At 61.5% G+C, this 21,703-nt stretch carries 14 protein-coding genes and 1 riboswitch; of the genes, 6 read left to right on the top strand and 8 right to left on the bottom strand.

All coding sequences use genetic code 11. From position 1 onward, the window contains the following. Positions 1 to 47: 47 nt before the first annotated feature. From ACYQ6J_RS16710 to ACYQ6J_RS16685, 6 genes are all read right to left on the bottom strand, one after another. Positions 48 to 1,592 (bottom strand): sulfatase family protein, encoded by a 1,545-nt coding sequence (locus tag ACYQ6J_RS16710; protein WP_460185334.1) that lies wholly within the window; start codon positions 1,590 to 1,592, stop codon positions 48 to 50. Between the two features lie 192 nt (positions 1,593 to 1,784). Continuing rightward, the gene (locus ACYQ6J_RS16705) at positions 1,785 to 2,930 is read right to left on the bottom strand and encodes a hypothetical protein (protein WP_460185333.1); all 1,146 of its coding nucleotides are present in this window, start codon (positions 2,928 to 2,930) and stop codon (positions 1,785 to 1,787) included. Positions 2,931 to 3,088: 158 nt separating this feature from the next. Then, positions 3,089 to 5,209 carry a right-handed parallel beta-helix repeat-containing protein gene (locus tag ACYQ6J_RS16700; RefSeq protein ID WP_460185332.1) on the bottom strand — a complete coding sequence of 707 codons (2,121 nt, stop codon included), beginning with the start codon at positions 5,207 to 5,209 and terminating at the stop codon, positions 3,089 to 3,091. Between the two features lie 427 nt (positions 5,210 to 5,636). Further along, the gene (locus ACYQ6J_RS16695; protein WP_460185331.1) at positions 5,637 to 6,503 is read right to left on the bottom strand and encodes a DUF4465 domain-containing protein; all 867 of its coding nucleotides are present in this window, start codon (positions 6,501 to 6,503) and stop codon (positions 5,637 to 5,639) included. Between the two features lie 77 nt (positions 6,504 to 6,580). Beyond that, complete coding sequence (locus ACYQ6J_RS16690) at positions 6,581 to 7,465, bottom strand: DUF1559 family PulG-like putative transporter (protein ID WP_460185330.1); 885 nt, start codon at positions 7,463 to 7,465, stop codon at positions 6,581 to 6,583. Positions 7,466 to 7,636: 171 nt separating this feature from the next. Beyond that, a riboswitch (cobalamin riboswitch) is annotated at positions 7,637 to 7,887 on the bottom strand. Between the two features lie 108 nt (positions 7,888 to 7,995). Then, the gene (locus ACYQ6J_RS16685; protein ID WP_460185329.1) at positions 7,996 to 9,723 is read right to left on the bottom strand and encodes an NPCBM/NEW2 domain-containing protein; all 1,728 of its coding nucleotides are present in this window, start codon (positions 9,721 to 9,723) and stop codon (positions 7,996 to 7,998) included. 586 nt (positions 9,724 to 10,309) lie between these two features. On the opposite strand from ACYQ6J_RS16685, the gene ACYQ6J_RS16680 reads away from it, so the two are divergent. Beyond that, the gene (locus ACYQ6J_RS16680; protein WP_460185328.1) at positions 10,310 to 11,917 is read left to right on the top strand and encodes a PP2C family protein-serine/threonine phosphatase; all 1,608 of its coding nucleotides are present in this window, start codon (positions 10,310 to 10,312) and stop codon (positions 11,915 to 11,917) included. A gap of 17 nt (positions 11,918 to 11,934) precedes the next feature. Here the strand turns inward: ACYQ6J_RS16680 and ACYQ6J_RS16675 are convergent, their stop codons facing one another. Further along, entirely contained in the window at positions 11,935 to 13,464 is a 1,530-nt protein-coding gene (locus ACYQ6J_RS16675) for a sulfatase (protein ID WP_460185327.1), read from the bottom strand. 925 nt (positions 13,465 to 14,389) lie between these two features. Here ACYQ6J_RS16675 and ACYQ6J_RS16670 point away from each other — a divergent pair. The 5 genes from ACYQ6J_RS16670 (at position 14,390) to ACYQ6J_RS16650 (ending at position 21,017) form a co-directional block, all read left to right on the top strand. Further along, positions 14,390 to 16,456 (top strand): hypothetical protein, encoded by a 2,067-nt coding sequence (locus ACYQ6J_RS16670; protein ID WP_460185326.1) that lies wholly within the window; start codon positions 14,390 to 14,392, stop codon positions 16,454 to 16,456. A gap of 866 nt (positions 16,457 to 17,322) precedes the next feature. After that, positions 17,323 to 18,282: a methionyl-tRNA formyltransferase gene (fmt, locus tag ACYQ6J_RS16665; RefSeq protein ID WP_460185325.1), complete on the top strand. Its 960-nt coding sequence runs from the start codon at positions 17,323 to 17,325 to the stop codon at positions 18,280 to 18,282. 205 nt (positions 18,283 to 18,487) lie between these two features. Then, the gene (locus tag ACYQ6J_RS16660) at positions 18,488 to 19,390 is read left to right on the top strand and encodes a PfkB family carbohydrate kinase (RefSeq protein WP_460185324.1); all 903 of its coding nucleotides are present in this window, start codon (positions 18,488 to 18,490) and stop codon (positions 19,388 to 19,390) included. Between the two features lie 56 nt (positions 19,391 to 19,446). Further along, complete coding sequence (gene thpR / locus ACYQ6J_RS16655; RefSeq protein ID WP_460185323.1) at positions 19,447 to 20,022, top strand: RNA 2',3'-cyclic phosphodiesterase; 576 nt, start codon at positions 19,447 to 19,449, stop codon at positions 20,020 to 20,022. Between the two features lie 62 nt (positions 20,023 to 20,084). Then, on the top strand, positions 20,085 to 21,017 hold the full coding sequence (locus tag ACYQ6J_RS16650) for a dienelactone hydrolase family protein (protein ID WP_460185322.1): 933 nt from the start codon (positions 20,085 to 20,087) through the stop codon (positions 21,015 to 21,017). Between the two features lie 159 nt (positions 21,018 to 21,176). On the opposite strand, the gene ACYQ6J_RS16645 is transcribed toward ACYQ6J_RS16650, so the two are convergent. Continuing rightward, complete coding sequence (locus ACYQ6J_RS16645) at positions 21,177 to 21,380, bottom strand: DUF6485 family protein (RefSeq protein WP_460185321.1); 204 nt, start codon at positions 21,378 to 21,380, stop codon at positions 21,177 to 21,179. Positions 21,381 to 21,703: the final 323 nt, after the last annotated feature.

The raw sequence follows: 21,703 nt of genomic DNA, 5'->3' as shown, positions 1-21,703 counted from the left end.
GAGGTGGAGCCGCCGGCTCACGCGCAACGGGGCGGACCTCGAACCGCTTACCGCGAAGCCTGCGTCACCGGTACGCCGCGGATGGTGTCGTCGTCCTTGTACAGCGTCTTCAACCGCAGCAACTCGGCCTTCAGTTCCGCCGTGATCTGGGCGTAAGCCGGATCGCCGTACACATTCCGCAACTCATGCGGATCCTCAGCCAGATCGTACAATTCCCACTCGTTGATTTCGTGGAAATAGATCAGCTTGTAGCGATCGGTCCGCACGCCGTAGTGTTTGTGGACCATGTGCGGTCCGGGATATTCGTAGTAGCGATAGTACATGGACTTTCGCCAATCGGGGACGTCCCGGCCTTCCAGCAGCGGTTTCAGGCTTCGACCTTGCATGTCGTCGGGGACGGGGACGCCCGCGATGTCGAGGAACGTTTCGGCGAAGTCGAGGTTCATGACCAGCTTTTCGCACACGCTGCCGGGATAGACGTGTCCGGGCCAACGCACCAACAGCGGCGTGCGGAACGACTCTTCGTACATGAAACGCTTGTCGAACCAACCGTGCTCGCCCAGATAGAACCCTTGATCGGAGGTGTAGATCACGACGGTATTCTTGGCCAATCCGGACTCGTCGAGGTAGTCGAGCACGCGACCGACGTTGCGATCCACGCCCGCCACGCAGCGCAGGTAGTCCTTCAGATAACGCTGGTATTTCCATCGCACCAATTCGTCGCCCTGGAGATTCGCCTCCTCGAAGGCCTTGTTTTCATCGGCGTAGGCGTTGTAAAAGCGTTCGGCCTGCTCTGGGGTGAACTTCTCGTTTTGCCGCACGAGTTTGAGGTCGTGGGGGGTGAGGTGCTTGGCGACGGTCATTTCCTGCTCATGGGCGGCGCGGCCGCGCGTCGCGTAGTCGTCGAACAAGGTGGGCGGTTCGGGAATCGTGACGTCCTTGAACAGGTCCAGTTCTTGCGGACCGGGGCACCAATTCCGATGCGGGGCCTTGTGGTGATACATCAAGAAGAACGGCCGACTCTTATCGCGTCCGTTCTTCAAGAACTCGAGCGCCAAATCGGTGATGATGTCCGTCGTGTAACCCTCATGCTCCACGCGGCCTTGCGGCGTCTTCATGGGCGGGTTGTAGTAGGGCCCTTGCCCGAACAAGACCTCCCAGTGATCAAAGCCGGTGGGATCGGTCTCCAGGTGCCACTTGCCGATGATCGCCGTTTGATAACCGGCCCGCTGCAACAACTTCGCCACCGTCTGCTGGCTGCCGTCGAAGCGGTCGCCGTTACGGGTGAACCCGTTGAGATGGCTGTATTTGCCGGTCAAAACCACGGCCCGGCACGGTCCGCAAATGGAGTTCGTCACGAAACAGTTCCGAAAGAGCATCCCCTCGCGCGCCAGGCGGTCGATATTGGGGGTCTGATTCAGCCCGTGCCCGTATGCGCTGACAGCCTGATAAGCGTGATCGTCCGACATGATGTAGAGGATATTGGGCCGAGAGTCGGACGCGGATTCCGCCCGCACGGTCCCTCCCAGCCACAGCATTCCCAGCAGCGAGGCCGATGCGGCCCAAAACACGGACTTGAAACCAAACATCATTCCAGCCTCCCATAAAAGTGAAGGAAAAAGGCTCCGCCGAGGCAGCGCCGGAAGTCACCGACGATATTTCCGGCGGCACGACAACGCCGCAAGCCTCAACCCGTACTCGGATCGGTCTTGAAAGATCGATCCGCCTTTGTTTCCCGCAGTCCGCCGCTCCGGGCGGGGCGAACGATTACCGGTCGGATGCATTCAGTTTACTCTACCGAGGACGCGATTGCTGGTGCACGGTGCTCCGCGTTGGACGTAGGTCACGCGAACGCCGTCTCCGCCGTTGTTGGCGATGTCGATCCCGAAACGCGCCCCGCGATCTCGCAGTTCCGCCTGCATCTCCCAAACAATTCCGTTTCGGCGGTCCCGAACGGTAAAGGTCATGACGGGCGGGGAGTTGTTGACGGCGTTGATGCACTCATCGCGGGTGGAAATCGGTCGCCCGTTGATAGTGAGAATCACGTCGCCCGGTTCCAAGCTGAGTCGACTGGGCACGCGTCCGCCGCCGTCATCCGGTTCGGGGTACGACCACGCCACGGGCACCAAGCGATCCTGGTTGCCGAACCTCCGTTGGAAATCCAAATTTGAACTCTTCGTCTGTTGAAACTTGTCGTTCAACGCTCGATCCATTGCCGCGTCCACGGCACGCCAGGTGGGTCGCGCCCGAGGATTCGAGCGGATGTACTCGAACAAGCACTGGAAGAACCAGGCCCCGTCGCGATTGGAAAAGGCGTATTGGCCCGGGTAGGCCCCGTTCATGTGCAGCAAGCCGCGATGCTCGAAAAAGAGTCGCTTCATGATGGGCGCGATCCCGTCTTGTTCCACGTCCCAATATTCCATCGCGGGTTCCCCCTCGGGTCTGCTGAAGGCGAACGCCGAAACGGACGTGTTGCAACTCGATGTCAGAATCAATCGTAGGTGACAGGGCTTGGCGTCGACTTCCTCTTGCAGGTCGGCGCTCCAGAGTCGTCCTCCGTCGGGCATCGACAGAAAGTGATGCTCGCGGCTGAACAGGCTCCAGCGATCGCGACCGCCGTGACCGTCGAAGATAAAGACGAACGTATCCTCCGGATTGACGCGCGTGTTTCGAATGGTTCGCAGAATGGAATCCGCGTTGTAACTGTCCCGCTCGCTGTGCAGCACACGAATTTCGTACAGGTTGGCGGGCACGAGATACTCGAAGAGACCTTGTACGGCCTGGATCGTGGCATACCGCCCGTACTCACCCTCGGCGTCGTCCGTCGTGTTTGAGACGACCAAGACGCGAATCTTTTGGGCCGCGGCGCTTTGCGCCAGAAAAAGCCCCAGCAGCAGGGCGATCCAAAGCGTTCGAATCGAGCGACTCATGGCATCCTCCGACTGCACCCCCGTCATGGAACCGTGGAAGAACCAACGCGGATGCCCAAAGCGGCAACCGCGCTACGACTCGCTCTTTGGTGAATCGGCGACCCTTGCGTGTCCCCCGATAACCATGTGCGCCCGTCGCCGGCGGATCGTCGCGGACATCATTCGCCCTTGTGGATGCCCGGCGGAACGGGCGGCAAATCGGCGGTCAACTTGGCGGGAGTCGTCCGTCCCGCCTCGTTGGGATCGAAATCCTGGAAACCCAAGGTAAACGCCGGAGAGTCCGGCTGCAACCGCCAATCGCCCGCCGCCGGATTACGGAACTTGGGATCGGCGATCACGGAATGCAAATCCTGCTGCCGTTGCTCGCGCCACTGCTCCAGCGTCAAGTTGCCGGGAAAGACCACCGGTTTGCCCGCATGCCAATACAGATTGTAATCCATGCGGAAGTTGTTGTCCTTCCAATTGCTTCCCAGCAGCGGACTGTCGTTTTCCCAAAAGACGACGTTGCGTTCGAAGAAGAAGGAAATGTGCTCCTCGGTTCGAGTCCGCTGAATCTGATGCTCGAACGAATTGACCAGAATATTGTTGTGGATGCGGTTTTCGCGACCGTAGTGCTGGTGAAAACTGCCCGTCTTAGTGTCATAAACGAGGTTGTAGGCCATTTCAATGTTTGTGGAGCCTTCGTCGGTGTAGAGTCCCCATCCGCCGTAGGAGAAGGCGTAGACGTCGTGGATTTTGTTGTGGTTGACGGTGGTGCCGGGGGAGACGCCCAAAGTGTAGACGCCGCCCATATCGGAAAGGAGGCGCTGCCCGATGTTGTAGATGTGGTTGTAGTCCACGCGGTTGTGATGGGCTTTGCTCTCGGCGTAGCCCCAAGTCCAACCGACCGACACGCCCGTGTAATAGAAATCGTAGATGTCGTTGTGCTCGACGACGTTGAACGGCGAATGGCCGATCCAGACGCCGACGGAGGCGGGATGCAATCGACCGCCGTGGGCGATCGTACAGTTGCGGACCGTGATGTGCGAGGTGGCGGCGTCTTCGCCGGTGGGAACGCGACTGGCGTCGCTCCAACTCCCCGCGCCGGCGTGGCCGATCTTGACGCCGCCGCCGCCCAAATCGGCCAATTCGCAGTTTTCCACCCGGCAGTCACGGCAGCCTTCGCCGAATGCTGCCGCGTAGCCCCCGGTGTGAAAGACCGCGCAACCGTCGAACACGATGTTTCGGGCCGAGAACAGCGTGACGGCGGCGTTCAGGCCGATATCCGCCTGGGGAAAGGCCTGACCTTTGTCGGGACAGGTCCAGTTGGTATGGGCCAAGACTAGACCGCGAAAATGGATGTGCTGCGTCCATTGCCGGGTATCGCCGCGTCCTACCACCGCCGCCAACGTTTCCACCCGGGGGGCGATGACCTGCGCGGACTCGGGCGTCTCGCCCGGTTTCGGCCGGTAGATCAACTCGCCCGACTTGCGGTCGAGGTAGAATTCGCCGGGAGAGAGCGCCTCCTTAACGTTCACGGCGAACCACCGGTGACCGGTCGGCATGCTCGCCCAACCCGTGTTGAAGCCCGTTCCCCAACGAAACAGCACGGTGTGCTCGACCGGGTCGATGGACGCGATCCGCAATCGCGAGGCCGACCATTGATGGAATACGATGACTTCGACGTCTTCAAGATTGTGCCATTGGGGATTCAACTCCTCGCCGGAGAAGCGGAATCGATCGTGCCCGCGACCGGCATCCTCCGTGGAGGGCGGTAGTTGCTCGGCCACCTGGTAAAAGCCCGTCTTCGGCAATCGAGGGCGAAATCGCCGCTGTCCGTTGACGAAGAGTTGAGCGAAGTTCCAATCGCCGTTTTTCACCTCTTCCAAGGTGATGTGCCAGCTTCCTTGGGCGTCCACTTGCCAACCGGTGATGATGCGACCGCCCGACAGGATCGGCGTTTCCTCTCCGTAGGCCTGATAGACGACCGGTGCGTTCTCGCTGCCGGAATCCTCGGGACCGAACACCAGCGTCTCGTTTAGAAAATAGAGTCCCCCGCGGAGGGCGACGGTGATCGCAGCGTCGGGCTGCCGCTTCTTCAATTCCCGCACCGCTTGCTGAGCGCGAGCGACGGTGGCGAACGGGCCGTCCGTTCGGTCGGCGTTGGGGGTCGCCAATTTGCCGGACCAGGCATCGTTGCCGTCGGTCGCCACAAAGAAATCGTGGGCCGAGACGTTCGATCGAGCGGTCCAGCCCAATACGGCGGCGATGAAGAGAACAAGGATTTGTCGCTTCAGCATGGTTCACCTCGCAATAGGTAGCTTCCAACAAAGGGTGGGACGCGGCGGCATGATGCTTTTGCCGCAGTCGGCAAGATTCGGTTCTCGAATGCCCGGCGGACCATTGCGCGGACCATTGTAATGCCCGCCATCTCCGAATACCAGCGCCGCAAACCGGCCGTGTTATACGCGAAAAGAAATGCCCCCTTGCGGCGTGAATGGAAATGTCCCCATCAATCTTTGGAAAGGTCTGGAGTGCGGCAGCGAAGCTGCCGCTTTCAAAAGCGGCGGCAAGCCGCCGCACTCCTTAGTCACCGCAGCGCGTGTTATCATGCCCGTCACACGTGCCTAAACGTGCCGGGGATAAAAGTTCAGCCCCGGGGAGGGGACCCGAGGCTGAAGCGACGCCGAATCGCGGCGTCATCGGAGGGGATTCTTAGCGACGCCGTCACGCGGCGATCGCTGTTTTCTTGCGTTTGCGATAGAAGTACCCGCCGGCCAAGACGCCGCTCAGGAGCAGCAAGGCCGAACCGGGTTCCGGCACCACCTGTCCGGCCTGGCCCGCCGTCTGGAAGACGATATTGTCCAGGGCGAAATAGGCGGGCGTATTCATGCCCCACTGACCGACGTCGGAGGAATCCAAGGCGAATTCCAAGATCCTTGCCGACGCGATGGGAGACAAATCCACCACGGCCCAGGTGTTCAAGATGTAGTCCAGGGCATTATCCGAGAATCGGAAGTCGGCCAGGTAGAACTCGACCGAGGCGATGAGGTTGTCGGTCACATCTTTCCCCAAGATCGTCAGCTTGAACCAATCGGGATCGTCGCCGGAGGCCCCGCCGAACTTCTTGGCGAAGGCATCACCGTCGCGCATTGAGAGATAGGCGTAGGTAGTATTGGTGACGGCGGCGGAGACCAACGACAGGCCCTCCGGGACCTCGATCCGCGGCGGAGTGCCCCAAGCATCGACGAAGCTCACGGCGTAGTTCGCGGAACCGCTCGCCCCGGAACCCGCCGCGGCGGAATATTGGTTCACAAAGCCGGGCGTGGTGGTATCGGTCTTGTTCGAGTAGGCAAAGCCGCTCCAAACGTCTACTCCCCACGAGTTGTCGAAAGTGTTGTAGAAAGTGAACCCGCCGGAGGAGAACGTGTTCGTCCCGTTGTTCGGGGAACCGTTCCAATAGGAATCCGGGTTGAGGGACAAGTCCTCGAAATCGACGGTGCCGGCGGGGCTTGCCCGGGTCCCGCCCAGGGTCGCCGCTAAGGCGACCGCCAACGCGACGGCGATCGGCCGTCTCCACCAGGTGCTACTCATGTTGCATCTCCTCTTTTCAAAGACCTCGACAACATTGACATCTCCGCGAATCCAACATCCCGACGGGCGAGCAAGCCTCACCACTCTGCGACGACCTCGCCGCCCGCCCTTGTGCACAGGGCGGCCAAGACCCGCAAATCCATGGTCTCCTTCAAAAAGTGAACGGAACCGTCCGTGAACAAGGCGTTCGCGCCGCCGGGATGCTTGCTGCGAATATCGTTTTCGAAGGCCGGCGCCTGATTGATTGCGTAGGCCTGATCGAACACATTCAAACCGTTGATCCACTGCCCGTCGCGAAACCCCGAATCCTCCGAGACGATAATCGTGCCGGAGGTGCCGTCCGTCACGTCGGCCACGGTAAGCGACCGGTCATAGAGCATCATGCCCTTCGGCGGATTGTTGGGGCCGGTAATCCGCTCGCCGTAGATCCCGCCGTAGTCGCACGGTCCGCGTCCTTGGCGTAACTCTCGCTGATTCGTGGCGCTGGGGCAGATGTAGAACGAGAGGATGGTCGCGGCGGCGGCAGCGTTTTCGGGGGCGTCGAAGGGCTTGCCGGTGTCGATCCGGTCGTACAACGGTTGCTGCTCTACGCACGGCAGCAAGAACAGGGACCACGCCAACTGCCTGCCCGACGCGCCGTAGGGCTTGCCCGTCTTGGGATTGATCGTACCTCGGTGTTCGATCCCCCCCGGCGGAAAACAGCTCAGGGCCTGATGATAGTTGTGCAAGCCCAGTCCGATCTGGCGGAGGTTGTTCGTGCATGACGCCCGGCGGGCGGCCTCCCGGGCGGCCTGAACCGCAGGCAACAGCAGCCCGATCAACACTCCGATAATCGCAATGACGACCAGCAACTCGACCAGCGTGAAAGCGCGCCGTCGGCGCCCGAAAAGCGGTGTTCTTGCTGCGCTTCGAGTCCGGCCCGATGCGGGGCGGTGCAGAAAACGTAGAGTCGAAACCGGCATGGCGCAAGACGCTTCCGCGGCGGAGGTCGTCTTATTGCCCGAATCGCCGATCCCGGCGGGGTCGCGCACGCCGAAAGCGCAAACGCACACCGCGCAACGACCACAACGGGGCGAGATTGACAACCGCTACCGCACGAAAGGTTAGCTCAATAACCTTCGTCCCACGCAAAGGTTAAAGGCCCTACGTTGGTAGGTCTTCTGACTTCCAGGCTCGATTCAGCCCGGCCTTCTCGTCGCAAGTCGTCGCACGGCAAATCGCCGAGCTTCGTCACAGGTGCTGTTCGCGACAATGGCCGATGGAGACTGGGCGAATCTTCGAACGCCTGGTTACAGCGGCGGGGACCGCTCCGGATTCTCACCGGATTCCCTGTTCGTCGAACGCCGAACCGTTGCGTTCGACCACCAACGTCCATGAATGCCATGATACCACGCCCCGTTTTCCCGTCAAGCGTTTCTTTTCCGCGAAATTGCTTGTCGGCTATGCCTCGCATAGGGGGTACTTGCCTTTGGAGAGCCATTCCAGGCAAAGGTCAATTCGCGGTCGGTCTCAACCGGGGTTCGATCCACACGCCCCAATCACCGCTCGGGCCGTCGTCTCCCGTCTCGACCAGCAGTTCCAGGACGCGGATTCCTTCCACGTTCACGTCGATATCCCGCAGTTTGGCATCGCGAATCAGCGGGGAGCGGAATAGCTCGCGGTCGTCGCCTCGTACCACGAACACCACCGAACCCTCGTGCCCGTCTTGTAGCCCGTATCCCGTCCGAAAACGCGCGAATTTGCCCCCGATTTCCAGTTCGTATTTCGACGGCGCATGGGCGAACAACCCGTTTTCGAAGAATTGCCCGTCCACTTGGATGAAGCATGGCTCGCCGCGCTCCATCAATACCTGATCTCGCAAAGGTCGGCCCCAACCCGTCGTCGCGGATCGGAACACGGCTCCGCTGATCGGGACCCAACCGTCTCGATCCGGCGGCACCTCGGCCAACGGTCGCGGCGGAGCGGCATCCACGAGTCTCAGCAGATGGGCCAGTCTCTTTTCCAACTCGGGCAGATCGGCGAAACGGTCCCGGCAATCGGCGACCAGGTCCTTCAGCCTGCTCCGGTCCCGAGCGGCGAAGGCTCGCATGGCTTCGCCCAACGGCACGCGCATGCGAAAAACATCGAGTCGGGGTCTGCCGCCGGCGTCCACGTCGTAGTCGAAGGCGAAAACGCTTTGGGCGCCGTTGATGTGGCAAACTCGCAGACGAAGTTGCGAACGCCCCGGTTGCAGTTCACCGATTTCCACGCGGAACCTTCCCTGCTCGTCCACCTTCGCCGTCCAGCCCACGGCATCGTAATCGGCAGGCTGCGCCGCACCGTCGTTCAGGGCAACCACGCCAAAGGCGGAGGGTCGCGCCTCCAGCGTCCCCGTCAATACCATCCTGCCCGCCTCAAAATCGGCGTCCAGGGCCTTCAAAAGGCACGTCGGCCTCACCCGGGCATCCGGGAGTTCGCCGGAAAACGGTCGCGTACCGAAAAGCTGCATGGCGGAGGCCTCGCTGAGAAACGTCCCCGGACCTTCGTTTCTCAACTCCCGACCGTAGGTGTGATTCCCGCTCCCCATCAGAGATCGTCCCCGCACGGATCGCTCTGCGCGGGTCTCGCAATCGTGCGGCAATCCGAAGGCGTGCCCCAACTCGTATGCCGTGCCGCCGATATAGTGCGTATTGAATTGCCCCAGCGAGCAAGGCCCGTTGTAATAGCCGCCCGGCTCCTTGGAGGGCAGCAGTTGGGGATCCAGTCGCGGGTCGTCGTATACCCAGGCGGTTCCACTGAGGTGATTGCCCCCACCCACGTAAGGCCCCACTTCGGTCGCGCGACCGCCTTCCCATGCCAACAGCACTTGGAAAATGACGATCGTTTCGCGATCCGCGTCGATCCCCTGTTGCGTTAGGGCGTCCTTCACCTCGCGACGGACCTTCGCCGCGTCGTTCCGACCGTATTCCCGCATCGGATAGCGACCGCGCACGAGATACAGTCGCAACCGGTCCTGGTCGTCTCGTTCCAAGGAAAAAGTCGTCGGCCCATAACCGGCGGCCTGCATCCCCTCGCGATAGAATCGCTGTACCTCCGTCATGACTCGATCCACACGCTCCTGGTAGTGCGGCAGCGGATCACAATCGGAAGGGACAAAATACACCACCCGAAGCGGGGGAGGCTCTTGATACCCCGCCGCAAGCCCCACCCAAATCGCAAGAATACTCACCCAAGAGTGCATGGTCCCTCCTTCCGACTTGTCCCTCGGCCTTCTCCAATCCGTACCGCGATCAGGAATCTTGCGCGATTGGCCGACGTTTCCGCCAACCACGAACCGCGACGGTGTTGGTCCTACGACCGCAATAGCCGCTGAATCTTGCCTATTCCTCTCTTGATAACAGAACCACGGAACCACCCCAACCGGAACTTGCCTTACCCGTTGCCTCATTCCGCGCAATCAACCTGCGACAAAAAGTCCGGTAGAACCTAACAAACGTCTCGAAACCCCAACCCTAGCACAGGCATGCCCGCCGCCATCCTTCGAATAAGAAATGCAGGAGATTTACAGGCTTTAGAGAAAATACAGCAAGCGTCACAAGCCTAACCGATGATTGACAGCACACGATTGCACGCTTTGGGTGACGATAGTGATTTACGAAAGATAGGCATTTTCGGCTAGGTATTCACTTGAGAATAGCAAACTGCAATCGGACGTATCACAGTCGGGCGTGCCGCCGCTGAGCGACCGGCCCGTTCGAAGAACCGAGTTGGACCCTAAAGATCGCAAACGCCGCCCTTGCTCCGTGCCGCCCGCTGGAGATGCAACCGTGGACTCCTCGACCCCGAAATACCTCCGCGTTGCCCGAGAAGAACCGCAGCCCTCGCGCGCGCCCGACCCTTCCGCAATCTCCGGATGGCGGCAACTGAGCCGTTCGTTTCTCGAGTTGACCGGCTATTTGCTGAGGTTCCTGCCGCACGAGACGGCCCGATCCGCCAACGAGATCCCGGTGCCGGTCCCGCAATGCGTCGCGGGTGATTCCGCCGCCTCTCGCGAGTCGCGCCCGACGCTGGGCCTGCTGCGGTTGGACGCTGCGGAACCGACGCGCCAGGACGCCCCCATCCCGCCGCCCGTCCGCCGTTTCGCCGAGTCCATCGCCGAAATGTTGGGGGAACTGCTGAGCGTGCAAACGGCCCTTTGGGAACGGGAAGCGGAGTTGGCGACGGCCATACCGCTCGTGCCGCACGTGGCGGAAGAGAAGCATTTGGCGGAGCGTCTTACCGAAGTGTTGCGAGCGGCGGCGGAAAGCATCTCGGCCCAAGCCGCCGCCCTATACCTGCTGGACGAAGGCACCACGGAATTGAAACTCCGCGCGGCGTGGGGGTTGCCGCCCGGTCGATTGGCCGCCCCGCCTCGGCCCCTCAAGACCGCCCTGGCGGACCTGGAAGCCATGCTCGGCCATGCCGTGGTCCTGGAAAACACTCGCGACTTGACCCGATGGCAACCGCCGGAACCTGCCGCCTCCGCCGTGTGCCTGCCCATCGCCGGTCCCACCACGATCTTGGGGACGCTCTGGATCTTCTGCAACCAACCGCGGAGCTTCTCGGAGCGGCATACCGACCTGCTCGAGGTGGCGGCGGGACGCATCACGGCCGAACTCGAACGCCAAGTCGCCCTTCAGACCGCCCTGGAAGCGGCGGGACTCCGCAAGCAACTCGAATCGGCGCGGCGTTTGCAGCGTAGTCAGTTGCCCGCCGTGGCGCCGCTCTTGGACGACTGGGAGTTCGCCGGTTGGACGGAAAGCGGCGACGACCTCGCCGGCAGCTTTCACGATTGGTCGTGCGGCAACGACGGTCGCGTCCTGATCGTCCTTGGCGACGCCGCTGCAAACGGTGTCGAAGCCGCGATCGCCGCCGCCGCTCTACGTACGGCGGTCCGCTCCCTTGCCGACCGCCAACGCGACGCCGGAAAACTGCTGGAGCGCGTCAACCTCACGCTTTGGACCGGTTCGGCGGGCGACCAAAAGGCGTCGCTGTTCTGCGGCCTGCTCGACCCGCGGCAAGGCTCGTTGCGGGCATCCGCCGCCGGGTCGGTCCACGGACTACTGCTCGGCGGCAAACGCGCCCGGATTTGCTCCGGAGAGACCTCGCTCGGCATCGATCCCGAAACGCGATTTCCACAGTACCGCTGGACGATCCCCGCCGGCGGACTGGTGCTGGTGTGCAATGCGGCGGTGCGACGCGCCAAAGACGAAAGCGAACGCCCCCTCTGGGAAACTCGACTGCTCCCCATGCTGCCCGGCTTGGCGCGGCACTCGGCCAAACAAGCCGCCGAGCGATTGCGCGATGCCTGGGAACAGTCGGCAGTCGATGAAGGGCGCGGCAGCGCCTCGCTGCTCATCATCCGACGACTTGGTCGCGGATCGGCAACCGCGTAGGCCGGGTCGGGGATCCCTCAGGGATCGAATTCGCCGTACCACTCTCGGGCAAAATACTCGCGAAGTCCCGCCGGCCAACCGGCCTCCTGTGCGGCCCGGGCGGCGCGGCCTCGATTTTGTCGAGCGGGCTGAGCCTTCGGGCCTTCCTCCCGATTCACCCGCGGCAACCACTTCGCCAACTCCTCCTTCACCCCGCGATACTCCGGGCGATCCGCGAGGTTCGTCCACTCCATGGGGTCGTTCTCGTGATCGTAAAGCTCCTCACTGCCGTCGGCGTAGCGGATGTAACGCCACCGCTCCGAGCGGACCGCGTGATTCATGTAGCCGTGGGTCGTAAGGGCGGGACGATTCCACTCGGCGCCCGGATCTCGCAGTAGTCGCGAAAATCCGACGCCCTCCACGTGCGGCGGAATCGGCAGGTTTGTTAGTTCGCACAACGTGGGATAGATGTCCATCAGGCTGACGGTCCGCTCGCACACACTGCCGGGTCGGGTGACGCCCGGAATCTGAATCACCAGCGGCACCCGGGTAGCTTCCTCCCAAAGCGTGAACTTTCGCCAGTGCAGCTTTTCGCCCAAGTGCCAACCGTGATCGCCCCACAAGACGACGATCGTGTTTTTCGCGTAAGGGCTGTTTCGGAAGGTTTCCAGAAGCCGACCCACTTGACCGTCCACGAACTCGATGCCGGCCAAATATCCCTGCACCGCCCTTTCCCAGTTATTCGTCGCCAAGACCTTGGCATGGTCGCCTTGCGGATTGGCGATGCGGACGCCCGGCGGAGGGACATCGGCCAGATCGTCTTCTTTGACTTGCGGCAAAACGACGCCGTCGAGCGGGAAATCGTCGAAGTATTTGCGAGGGACGTACCACGGCAAGTGAGGCCGAATATAACCCACCGCCAGGAAGAACGGCCGATCGTGCTTTTGCCCCAGGAAGTCCGCGGCCCAATCGGTGAGCTTGGCGTCCCCCATGGCCGAGTCGTCCACATCCAGAGGTCCCCAATCGAAATGGGCGGCGTTGGGAATCCCGTTCAACGGCGGGTTCGGCGGCACAGGGTCGTTCGGTCGCGCCCAATACGCTTCCCACGACTTCAGATCGTTGAAGGAATTGTGAAACAACTTTCCGCCGCCGTGGACTTTGTATCCGTGGGCTATAAAGTGCTGGAACAGCGTCGTGGTGTCCGGCATCCGGGGACGCCACGGGTTGTCGTTGTGATACACGCCCGAGGTGGACGGAAGCACTCCGCACAACATGGCCGCCCGGGACGGATTGCACGCCGGGGCCGCGCAATACGCTCGGGTGAAAATCAAGCTCTCTTTGGCCAGTGCATCCAAGTTCGGGGTCTTGCTTTGCGGATGTCCACCCAAAAACCCCGTCCAATCATTCAAATCGTCGATGGCGATGAACAACACGTTCGGTCGCTCGGATGAGGCTAACGCATCCGCGGTCCCATTCTCCGCCCATGCCGGCGAGGCCGTCGCCCCCCAAAACGCGATCAACGCCGCCGCTGCTCCGTACCATCGCCAAATCCGAAAAGAACGCTTCATGACCGCGGCCTCCCCAACAGGAAAAGTGGATGGCGGGGCATTCCGACTCGATTCGCCGACGGCGAGCCGACGAAAGCCCCAAGACACCGCGAATTGTAGTTCGCCGCCCGGCGGTCGATCAAGCGAACGGCAAGATTATCCGTCCTGCCGCGCGGCGGCGATGTCAAAGGCACCTCCGAGCAACATCCATCTTGATAGGGTTTCGATGATATCGGCCTTGTTTGCAACTCTACGCGGTGAGCGGGAGCAATTGTCGGCCGTTTTGTCCGGTCTATCGCATGTCGGCCATGTTTCTATCTCTATCGTCCATCTCTATAGTCGAAGTGGCCCGTACTATCAGCAATATCGCCGGCTTCTAAGGTTTAGGGCGCGGCGTCGCGGAGTGCCTTCGGGTCTCGCTCCGCGCCTGAGGCTGTGCGTTCACGAGGTGGCGTTGATTGCATGAACGGCAAACATGAGACGCCGGCGTAAGTCGGCGGTGGGGGCACAGCGATTGCGTTGTGATTTCGAGGCCTTGCGGCGCTACATCCACATCGGGATCCACCTCGGGCTGACGCCTGAGGCTCTATTTCGATTCCTCGCGCAAGGGCCTGCCCGGCGCCGAAAGAGGTCACAGTTCGCACCAGTGCGAGTCAGCCTTATCCTGATGCCGCACCTCCAGGCCGCCGTCCCGCGGCGTCCCGCAAACGTCCGCTGCCGGTGGTTTTGTCGTTTCGCCATCGTTCCGTCCCGCCTGGAAAACAATCTCCGCTCTAAGTTTGCTATCTACTTGAAAGCCGCACCGCCGGAGTGTAATGGCGATGCAGAGTAATTCGGCAAAGGGTCCTCAAGCACGACCGCAGCACGAAATGCGGGGGCAAAAGCAATGACTCGCAAATTCAGTATTTGTCCAATTCTCCCGTCACTTCCGGCCCTCGCGGCGATCTTGCTAGTGGGTCTCGGCAGCGTTGGGCCGCTGGTTGCCGGCGAACCGCCCGCGGTGGCGGCAGCGCGGAATCTCATCGTAAATGGCGATCTGGAGATCGATGAAGACCGCAAGCCGCCTTTAGGCTGGGTCATGTGGGGGGCCGAGCAATACAAGAATCCCGAACATTTCCGGCGGGACACCCAGGTCCGCCGAAGCGGTCGGGCAAGCCTGCGGATTTTTCACCCTAAGGATTCGGCAGGCTACATCGTAACCGATCCGCAGTCGGCAATTCAGCCGGAACCGGGCACGGCCTACGATATCAGCTTTTTTGCCCGGGCGGACAGGCCCTGCCAGGGGCGTTTTATGGTCATCGGCTATCAGTCGATTCGCCCCTTTGTTGACGCGGAATCACCCTTGAACGCCGCGATTGCGCTGGACACCCAGTGGCGGCAATATCGCTTCGAAATCCGCGAGAGCGTGGATTTCTTCGCCGAAACAGCCCGTTATCTCGTCATCGGATTTCAGGCCGCAGGCGATTCGCGCGTGGAATGCACGATGTGGGTGGATGATGTGGCGGTCATCCCGCGGCGTATGGCGACGGGTGCCCGACTGATCAACCCCGCCGGTTTGGCAGTCGCACCTCTTTCCCACCGTTTGACGCCGGGGTCGGCGTTGGATATTACTGCCGATGTATTGCACACCGAGCGTCCGGCCCTGAAAACGGCCTGCGGTCTGTCATTCCACAGATTGGTCGGTTTTACCGGTTTTCCGTTCGATGCCAAAGGCGAGTATAACCTTCCGGGCGAGTTGGAAACGGCAATCCGCGAATTAAACTTGCCGTTAAGTCGGGTGTATGGGGTGGGGCATGAACCGCCGCAAAACGATCAGTCTCCCTGGTCGATTGAAATGGCCATCGATCGGCTCGCGGAACTCTGCCGGCGGATCAATCTGCCCTACGAGATGATGGTCGTAGAGTTAGAGGAGCAAAGTGCCGGTCGCAAACTGCCGCCTCAGACCTGGGCCCAGGCCGTTCGTTACGCCCGGTCGAAGGGCTACGGTTTTCGCTACTGGGAGGTATCCAACGAACCTTATTCGCGAACATTCAGCGACCCTGATGGCAAGGGTGGGGCTTTTCCTACATCCGATGACTATGTCGCCCATGTCAAAGCCGTGTCCGCTGCCATTCGCAGGGTCGATCGCACGGCCCAAGTGGGGGCGGCCATCCACATCGGTCGGCCGCGCTGGGGGAATTACGTCCTAAAAAACGCGGCAGGCTCTTATGACTTCGTTGTTGCGCACTATTATGGTTTTGAAAACGCCTACAAAAACTCGTTTGAAGAGCTTGTTCTCGGGCAGAATTATCGAGTTCTGCATCGCATCCGGCAGACGCAGGCCCTCATCGACCAGTACAACCCCAATCGCCGGGTCTATCAACTCGACACCGAATGGGGCATGCACTCCTCCGGTCCAAATGGAGAGCGGCCCGACTACGCCAACCGTAACGGAAACATCATTGGCGTGCTCCATCGGGCGATACGCATGATCTACTATGTCCGTGAGCAACCGTTGGCGGGGGCGTCCGCCTGGCAAATGCTGGGCAACTCGCGGGGGTTGGGTTTCGATATTTTGGTGACGGATCGGCCCTCCGCCCGAACCATGCTGTACTGGCTGTATCACCAATTCATTCGCCATGTGGGCGACTTTGTGGTGGACTTCGAGGGAACCGCCCCGTTTGTGACAACACGCGGCGTTATCACTGATCAACAGCTTGATGGCCCTGTTACCCCCGTCCTAGTGACCACCGATGCCCAAAAGCGGCAGGTGTTCTGCGTACTGGCCAACGGTTCTTGGACGCAGGAGGTCCCCTGCCGTCTTGTCCTCAAAAACTTCAAGGGACGATTGGCCCGCGCAAGCTTACTCTCTGACGATGATCTGGACCGCTCGCCGCTTTTAACTTCGCCGGAGAGTTTTGTGCGGGATGTCGCCGAAGGTTGGAAGACCGAGACCGGCGGCAGTGCGACAGAGATGCGGGGCACTCTGCCGCCGCACAGCGTTCTGTTTCTCACCTTGGAGCAGTCGCCCTAGAACACAACGCGGAGCGATGCTGTTGCTCTGCGATCGGGGTATCGATCTGAGGCTGCGAAGTGCTCGCTGAGAGCGCGTAAAACACCTGAACAACCTCCACGACGACGGGTGTGTACTATCTCGGCCTTGGTTTCGACTATCTAGCGGTAAACGGGCGGAATTGTCGGCCGTTTTGTCCGGTCTATCGCATGTCGGCTATGCTTTCATCTCTATTGTCTATCTCTCTCATCGCAAAGAACGCAACATCGGCGATCTGACCTGCGGCTAAGGTTCAGGGCGAGGCGGTGCGCAGTGCCTTGGGTTTGTGTTTGCGCGCTGCACGTGAGCTCACGACTCGCGTTGATTGCGTGAACGGCAAGAATGAGCCGCCGACGTAAGCCGGCGGTGGGGGCACAGCGATTGCGTTGTGATTTCGAGGCTTTGCGGCGCTACATCCACATCGGGATCCACCTGGAGCTGACGCCCGAGGCTCCATTTGTATCCCGCGCGGAATGGTCCGTCCCGCGTCGCGAGATGCCACGGTTGGCGACCCGCGGCGGTATCGTGTCTTCGGTGTTCCTCGGTGTCAAGCGGTCTATTATCGGGGCCGGCTTGCCTTTCATGTTTCAGTTCCCGGTTCTGTAAAGCAGGTTCTTGACCCTCTTTGCAAGAGCCCAACAGCAGGCGAACACCGCTTTGGATGGGGGTGACGTCGCTTTCCGGTCGCGATATGCTGATGGCTTGTGGAGTTGGTGCTCGTTGTCGCGAGCGGGTTTTGCCGGGGGAGAAGACTCCGTTTACTCATTTTCGCTCCGTCTCGGCGACCGCTCGGTGCACAGTCTTTTGGGCGGCCCGTTGTCGGCGGACGGCAGGGTAGTCGGGCGAACATGCGGCTTGTAATGGTCGGGACCGGCCCGTTCGGCGTCCCCACATTTCGTCGGCTGTTGGAATCGCGGCACGCGGTGCTGTGGTTGGTGACCGCGCCCACCGTGCGGGACGGTCGCAGTGTGCCCCCCAGCCCTTTGCGCGAAATCGCGGCGGCCCACCGCGTTCCCGTCTTCGATCCGCCGGATATCAACGAGGAAGAGGCTCGCAGGACGATCGCGTCTTGGGATGCGGATTTGCTGGTGGTGTGCGATTACGGGCAGATTCTGTCGGCGCAGACGCTGGCTGCCGCCAGACTCGGCGGGGTCAACTTGCACGCTTCGTTGCTGCCCAAGTATCGCGGCGCCGCGCCCATTCAGTGGGCCGTCTACCACGGCGAAAAGACCACCGGCGTCAGCGTGATCCACATGACGCCGCAAGTGGACGCCGGCCCCGTGATTGCGCAGAGCGAGGTGGACATCCTGCCGGACGAGACCGCCGCGGAATTGGAGACGCGACTCGCAGACATCGGCGCGTGGTTGATGTTGCGCACGATCGACAATTTGGAGGCGGGCTTGCTGGAGGCCCTGCCGCAGGATCCCGCCGCGGCTTGCAAGGCCCCGAAGCTCAAAAAGACGGACGGGCTGGTGGATTGGCGTCGTTCGGCGGAGGCGATTCGCAACCAGGTTCGCGCGATGGTCCCGTGGCCCAAGACGTACACCTATTGGTTGCGACCCGGCAAACCGCCCTTGCGACTGATCTTGGAGAGCGTGCAAACCGCGGCGCGGACGGATCCGGCGGCGGCACCCGGCACGGTTCTGGATGCCGGACCTCGCGGAATTCTGGTCGCGGCGGGAGAGGATGCCGTGCTGGTCCGTGCTCTGCAACCCGCCGGCAAACGTGTGATGTCGGCCGAGGACTTTCTGCGAGGCTATCGGCTTCAACCGGGCGATCGATGGGGAACTCCGCAGGGCGCCGAGTGAGGAAGGTTCCGGTCGCCGGGGAAGCCATGCTCGGACTCCCACATGCAGACGGCGCCCGGTCCGTGTAACATGTTGAAAAAGCCGCGGGGACGGGAGCGGATTTCCTTGCCGCCGAAGCAGGGGTCCCGTGCGACGGGTGGGCCGCTTTCCGCGATGCGCCGCGGGCGATCTTCGATGGGAAATGACAGGTTGGGAGAACAGCGAGATGCCCTTGGTGGTTGTAGGTTCGGTTGCCTTCGATAGCGTAGAGACGCCGCAAGCGGTACGGGATCGCGTCTTGGGCGGTTCCGCCGTCTATTTCTCGTTGGCGGCGAGGTTCTTCACCGGCGTGCGCCTGGTGGGCGTTGTCGGCGAGGATTGGCCGACCGAGTACACGAAGCTGTTGCAAGACCAAGGCGTGGATACGAGCGGATTGCAAGTGGTGCCGGGGGCCAAGACGTTCTTTTGGCGGGGGCGCTACTTCTCCAACATGAATGATCGTGAGACGCTGGACGTTCAACTCAACGTCATGGCCAACTTCAACCCGGTCCTGCCGGAGGAATTGCGTCGTTGCAGGTTCCTGTTCCTGGCCAACGGTTCGACGAAGATGCAATTGAACGTCCTGTCGCAATGCGTGGGACCGATGTTGACCGTGGCCGACACAATGGATCACTGGATTCGCAACGAACCGCAGGAATTGCGTGAACTGATGCGTCGCGTGGACGGTCTGGTGCTCAACGACGCCGAGGCGAAACTGTTGGCGGAAGACGAAAACCTGCTCCGCGCCGGGCGATCGCTGCTGGAAATGGGGCCGCGCTTCATCGTCATCAAGAAGGGCGAGCACGGGGCGCTGTTCTTCAGCAAGCACGAGATGTACGTGTTGCCGGCCTATCCCACGGACCGCGTGGCGGATCCGACGGGGGCGGGCGACAGTTTCGCGGGCGGCATGATGGGCTATTTGGCCGAACAGGCCGATTACTCGCCCGAGACGCTCAAACGCGCGATGGCCTACGGGATTGTCGCCGCCAGTTTCACGGTCGAGGATTTCAGCGTCGATCGTCTTCTCAAAATCACGCGCGACGACCTGGAACACCGCATGGAAGAGTATCGCCGGATGTTGGCTTTTTAGGATGTGGTGCGGCAATCTCGTCCGCCGCGTTCGCCGGGCGGGTCGGAGTGATATTTATGAAGGGGAAGGTTCGGACCTTTGTCGCCGTTGAAGTCGATGAGGGGGTTCGCAATCGGGCCGCCAAATTGATTCGCCGCCTGCAACAGAGCGGCGCCGACGTGCGCTGGGTCGATACCCGACAGATGCATATCACCCTGAAGTTTTTGGGGGATGTGGACCTGCGGGACGTCTATCACGTCTGCCTGGCGGTCGAGCAGTCGGTCGCGGCGGTGGAACCATTCTCCATCGAGGTCCGCGGAGTGGGGGCTTTTCCCTCGCTCGCGCGTCCGCGGGTGCTGTGGTTGGGCGTGGACTACGGCGCCGAGCAAATGAGCGATCTCAATGCCCGGGTCGAGTCGGCCCTCCACTCGCTGGGTTACCCGCGCGAGGCGCGACGATTCCAAGCCCATCTCACGTTGGGGCGGGTTCGCAAGCAGGATCAAGCCGTTCAGGACCTCGCGGAAATGATCCGCGAAGTGCAGGACCTGGAATTCGGGCCGTCCTCGGTGGACGAAGTGGTGGTTTTCTCCAGCGAATTGCAACCGAGCGGACCGGTGTACGAACCGATGGGACGCGCCGAACTGGGCGGTTGAGGAATAGGGGGATTGTCGGTCATTCGATGTGTGCGCCGCCGGCCTCTTCGGAGGGCATTCTCGTGGATCGCAAGGAATACCTAAAGAGCAAGCTCTTGCAAAGTTTGGGCGGGCCTTGGCCGGAGCCGAAGCCTCTCGATCCGCAGTGGGGCGAAGTCGAGCAGAAAGACGGCTATCGCCTGCTGAGCGTGCGTTACGAGGTGGAACCGGGAGATCGGGTCCCCGCCTTGCTGCTGGTGCCGGACGGCGTGGACGAAGCCCATCCCGCACCCGCCGTCGCGGTGTGGCACCAACACAACGGCGAGTGGCACCTGGGCAAGAGCGAACCGGCGGGCTTGGCGGGAAATCCCATGCACCACACGGGCGCGGCCTTGGCACGCGAAGGGTACGTGGTGTTATGTCCCGACGCCCTCTGCTTCGAAGAGCGGCAAAGCCCCCATCTGAAGGGTGGCGATTATGAGCGATTCGAGTTCCTCCGCTACGTGGTGCAGGGGAAATGCATGGCCTGGAAGAACATCCTGGACATGCGCCGGGCGATCGATCTGCTGGTGAGCCTGCCGTACGTGCAAGCCGATCGCATCGGCTGTTACGGGCATTCGATGGGTTCCACGTTCACGTGGTTGGTGGGGCCTTGGGAGGAGCGTTTGCGGTGCTTGGTGGGCAACTGCTGCTTGCCGACCTACGCGGCCATCCACCGCACGCACATCCTACACTGCTTCCCGAACTTTATCCCCGGTTGGTTGCAGTACGGCGACACGCCGGATATTGCCGCCTTGACGGCGCCGCGAGCCTTGCACCTGAACTTCGGCGAAGAGGACGGCGGCAGTCCCATTCCCGAGGTCCGCCAAGGGATCGAAATCATTCGAGCGGCCTATCGTGACGCCGGCGCGGAAGAGAACTTCAGCCATTACATCGAACCGGGGGCGGGCCACGTGCTCTCGGATGAGATGTGGCGACGCACCCGGGAATGGTTCGCCCGACACCTTCGCGGCTGAACCGAAGACCCCGTGCGCGCATCGCCTTCACCGAAAGCGGAGCGAGTTTTTTCCGGCCCCCGATATGCAAACCGCCGCGATTGGGGCGTGCTGCGGCGCGATCGCCGCCGGTATCGTCTTCGCACGCCGCATGGGGATGTCCCATCGGCGTGAAACGAGTCAGACCTTTCCCTCTTGCACCAATCGCGCGAAATGGGCGAAAGAGCGATCGTAGGTCGCTTCAGCGCTCTTTGGGAAGCAACAACCCGGCAGTTGCCGATTCCTCAGGTGGTATTGCAGGCAGTCGCAGCACACGCCCTTGCGCGAGCAGGGTTCGTAGGTGCAGGTGCAAAAGCCCAGATTGCGATCTTTTTTGCAGTCCATTTCGCGGGGTCCTCCCGTTTGCTCGAGCGGGGCCGATCTCGGCCCTCCCTATTCCCCTTTTCACCGCAGAATAGTGCGGCTTGGCCTGCGCCACAATCCCCGGCAAGGAGAGTGACGGCGCCGTGCGTCGGGCTGCGACGGTCATCCGTGCGACGTGGCGACCGAAATCGGCGGCAACTATACTTGGCCGAAGGACTGCGCGCCGTCGCCACGCTTCCGAACCGCGGGGGCGGTCGCAGTTTGACAATCGGTGGCGCTGGCCTGCCCCTAGCCTTTGGGAACGACCTTGCCACCCGACGTTCCAACACTCTTCTGCTTCTAAG

Source organism: Thermopirellula anaerolimosa, from assembly GCF_054657335.1.
The sequence above is the reverse complement of the archived record's forward strand: the minus strand, read 5'-3'. Positions and strand labels throughout refer to the sequence as shown.

Excerpts from the sequence above, each read along its gene's own strand:
- ACYQ6J_RS16710 (WP_460185334.1), bottom strand. The coding sequence starts at position 1,592 with ATGATGTTTGGTTTCAAGTCCGTGTTTTGGGCCGCATCGGCCTCGCTG.
- ACYQ6J_RS16705 (WP_460185333.1), bottom strand. The coding sequence starts at position 2,930 with ATGAGTCGCTCGATTCGAACGCTTTGGATCGCCCTGCTGCTGGGGCTT.
- ACYQ6J_RS16700 (WP_460185332.1), bottom strand. The coding sequence starts at position 5,209 with ATGCTGAAGCGACAAATCCTTGTTCTCTTCATCGCCGCCGTATTGGGC.
- ACYQ6J_RS16695 (WP_460185331.1), bottom strand. The coding sequence starts at position 6,503 with ATGAGTAGCACCTGGTGGAGACGGCCGATCGCCGTCGCGTTGGCGGTC.
- ACYQ6J_RS16690 (WP_460185330.1), bottom strand. The coding sequence starts at position 7,465 with ATGCCGGTTTCGACTCTACGTTTTCTGCACCGCCCCGCATCGGGCCGG.
- ACYQ6J_RS16685 (WP_460185329.1), bottom strand. The coding sequence starts at position 9,723 with ATGCACTCTTGGGTGAGTATTCTTGCGATTTGGGTGGGGCTTGCGGCG.
- ACYQ6J_RS16675 (WP_460185327.1), bottom strand. The coding sequence starts at position 13,464 with ATGAAGCGTTCTTTTCGGATTTGGCGATGGTACGGAGCAGCGGCGGCG.
- fmt (WP_460185325.1), top strand. The coding sequence starts at position 17,323 with ATGCGGCTTGTAATGGTCGGGACCGGCCCGTTCGGCGTCCCCACATTT.
- ACYQ6J_RS16660 (WP_460185324.1), top strand. The coding sequence starts at position 18,488 with ATGCCCTTGGTGGTTGTAGGTTCGGTTGCCTTCGATAGCGTAGAGACG.
- thpR (WP_460185323.1), top strand. The coding sequence starts at position 19,447 with ATGAAGGGGAAGGTTCGGACCTTTGTCGCCGTTGAAGTCGATGAGGGG.
- ACYQ6J_RS16645 (WP_460185321.1), bottom strand. The coding sequence starts at position 21,380 with ATGGACTGCAAAAAAGATCGCAATCTGGGCTTTTGCACCTGCACCTAC.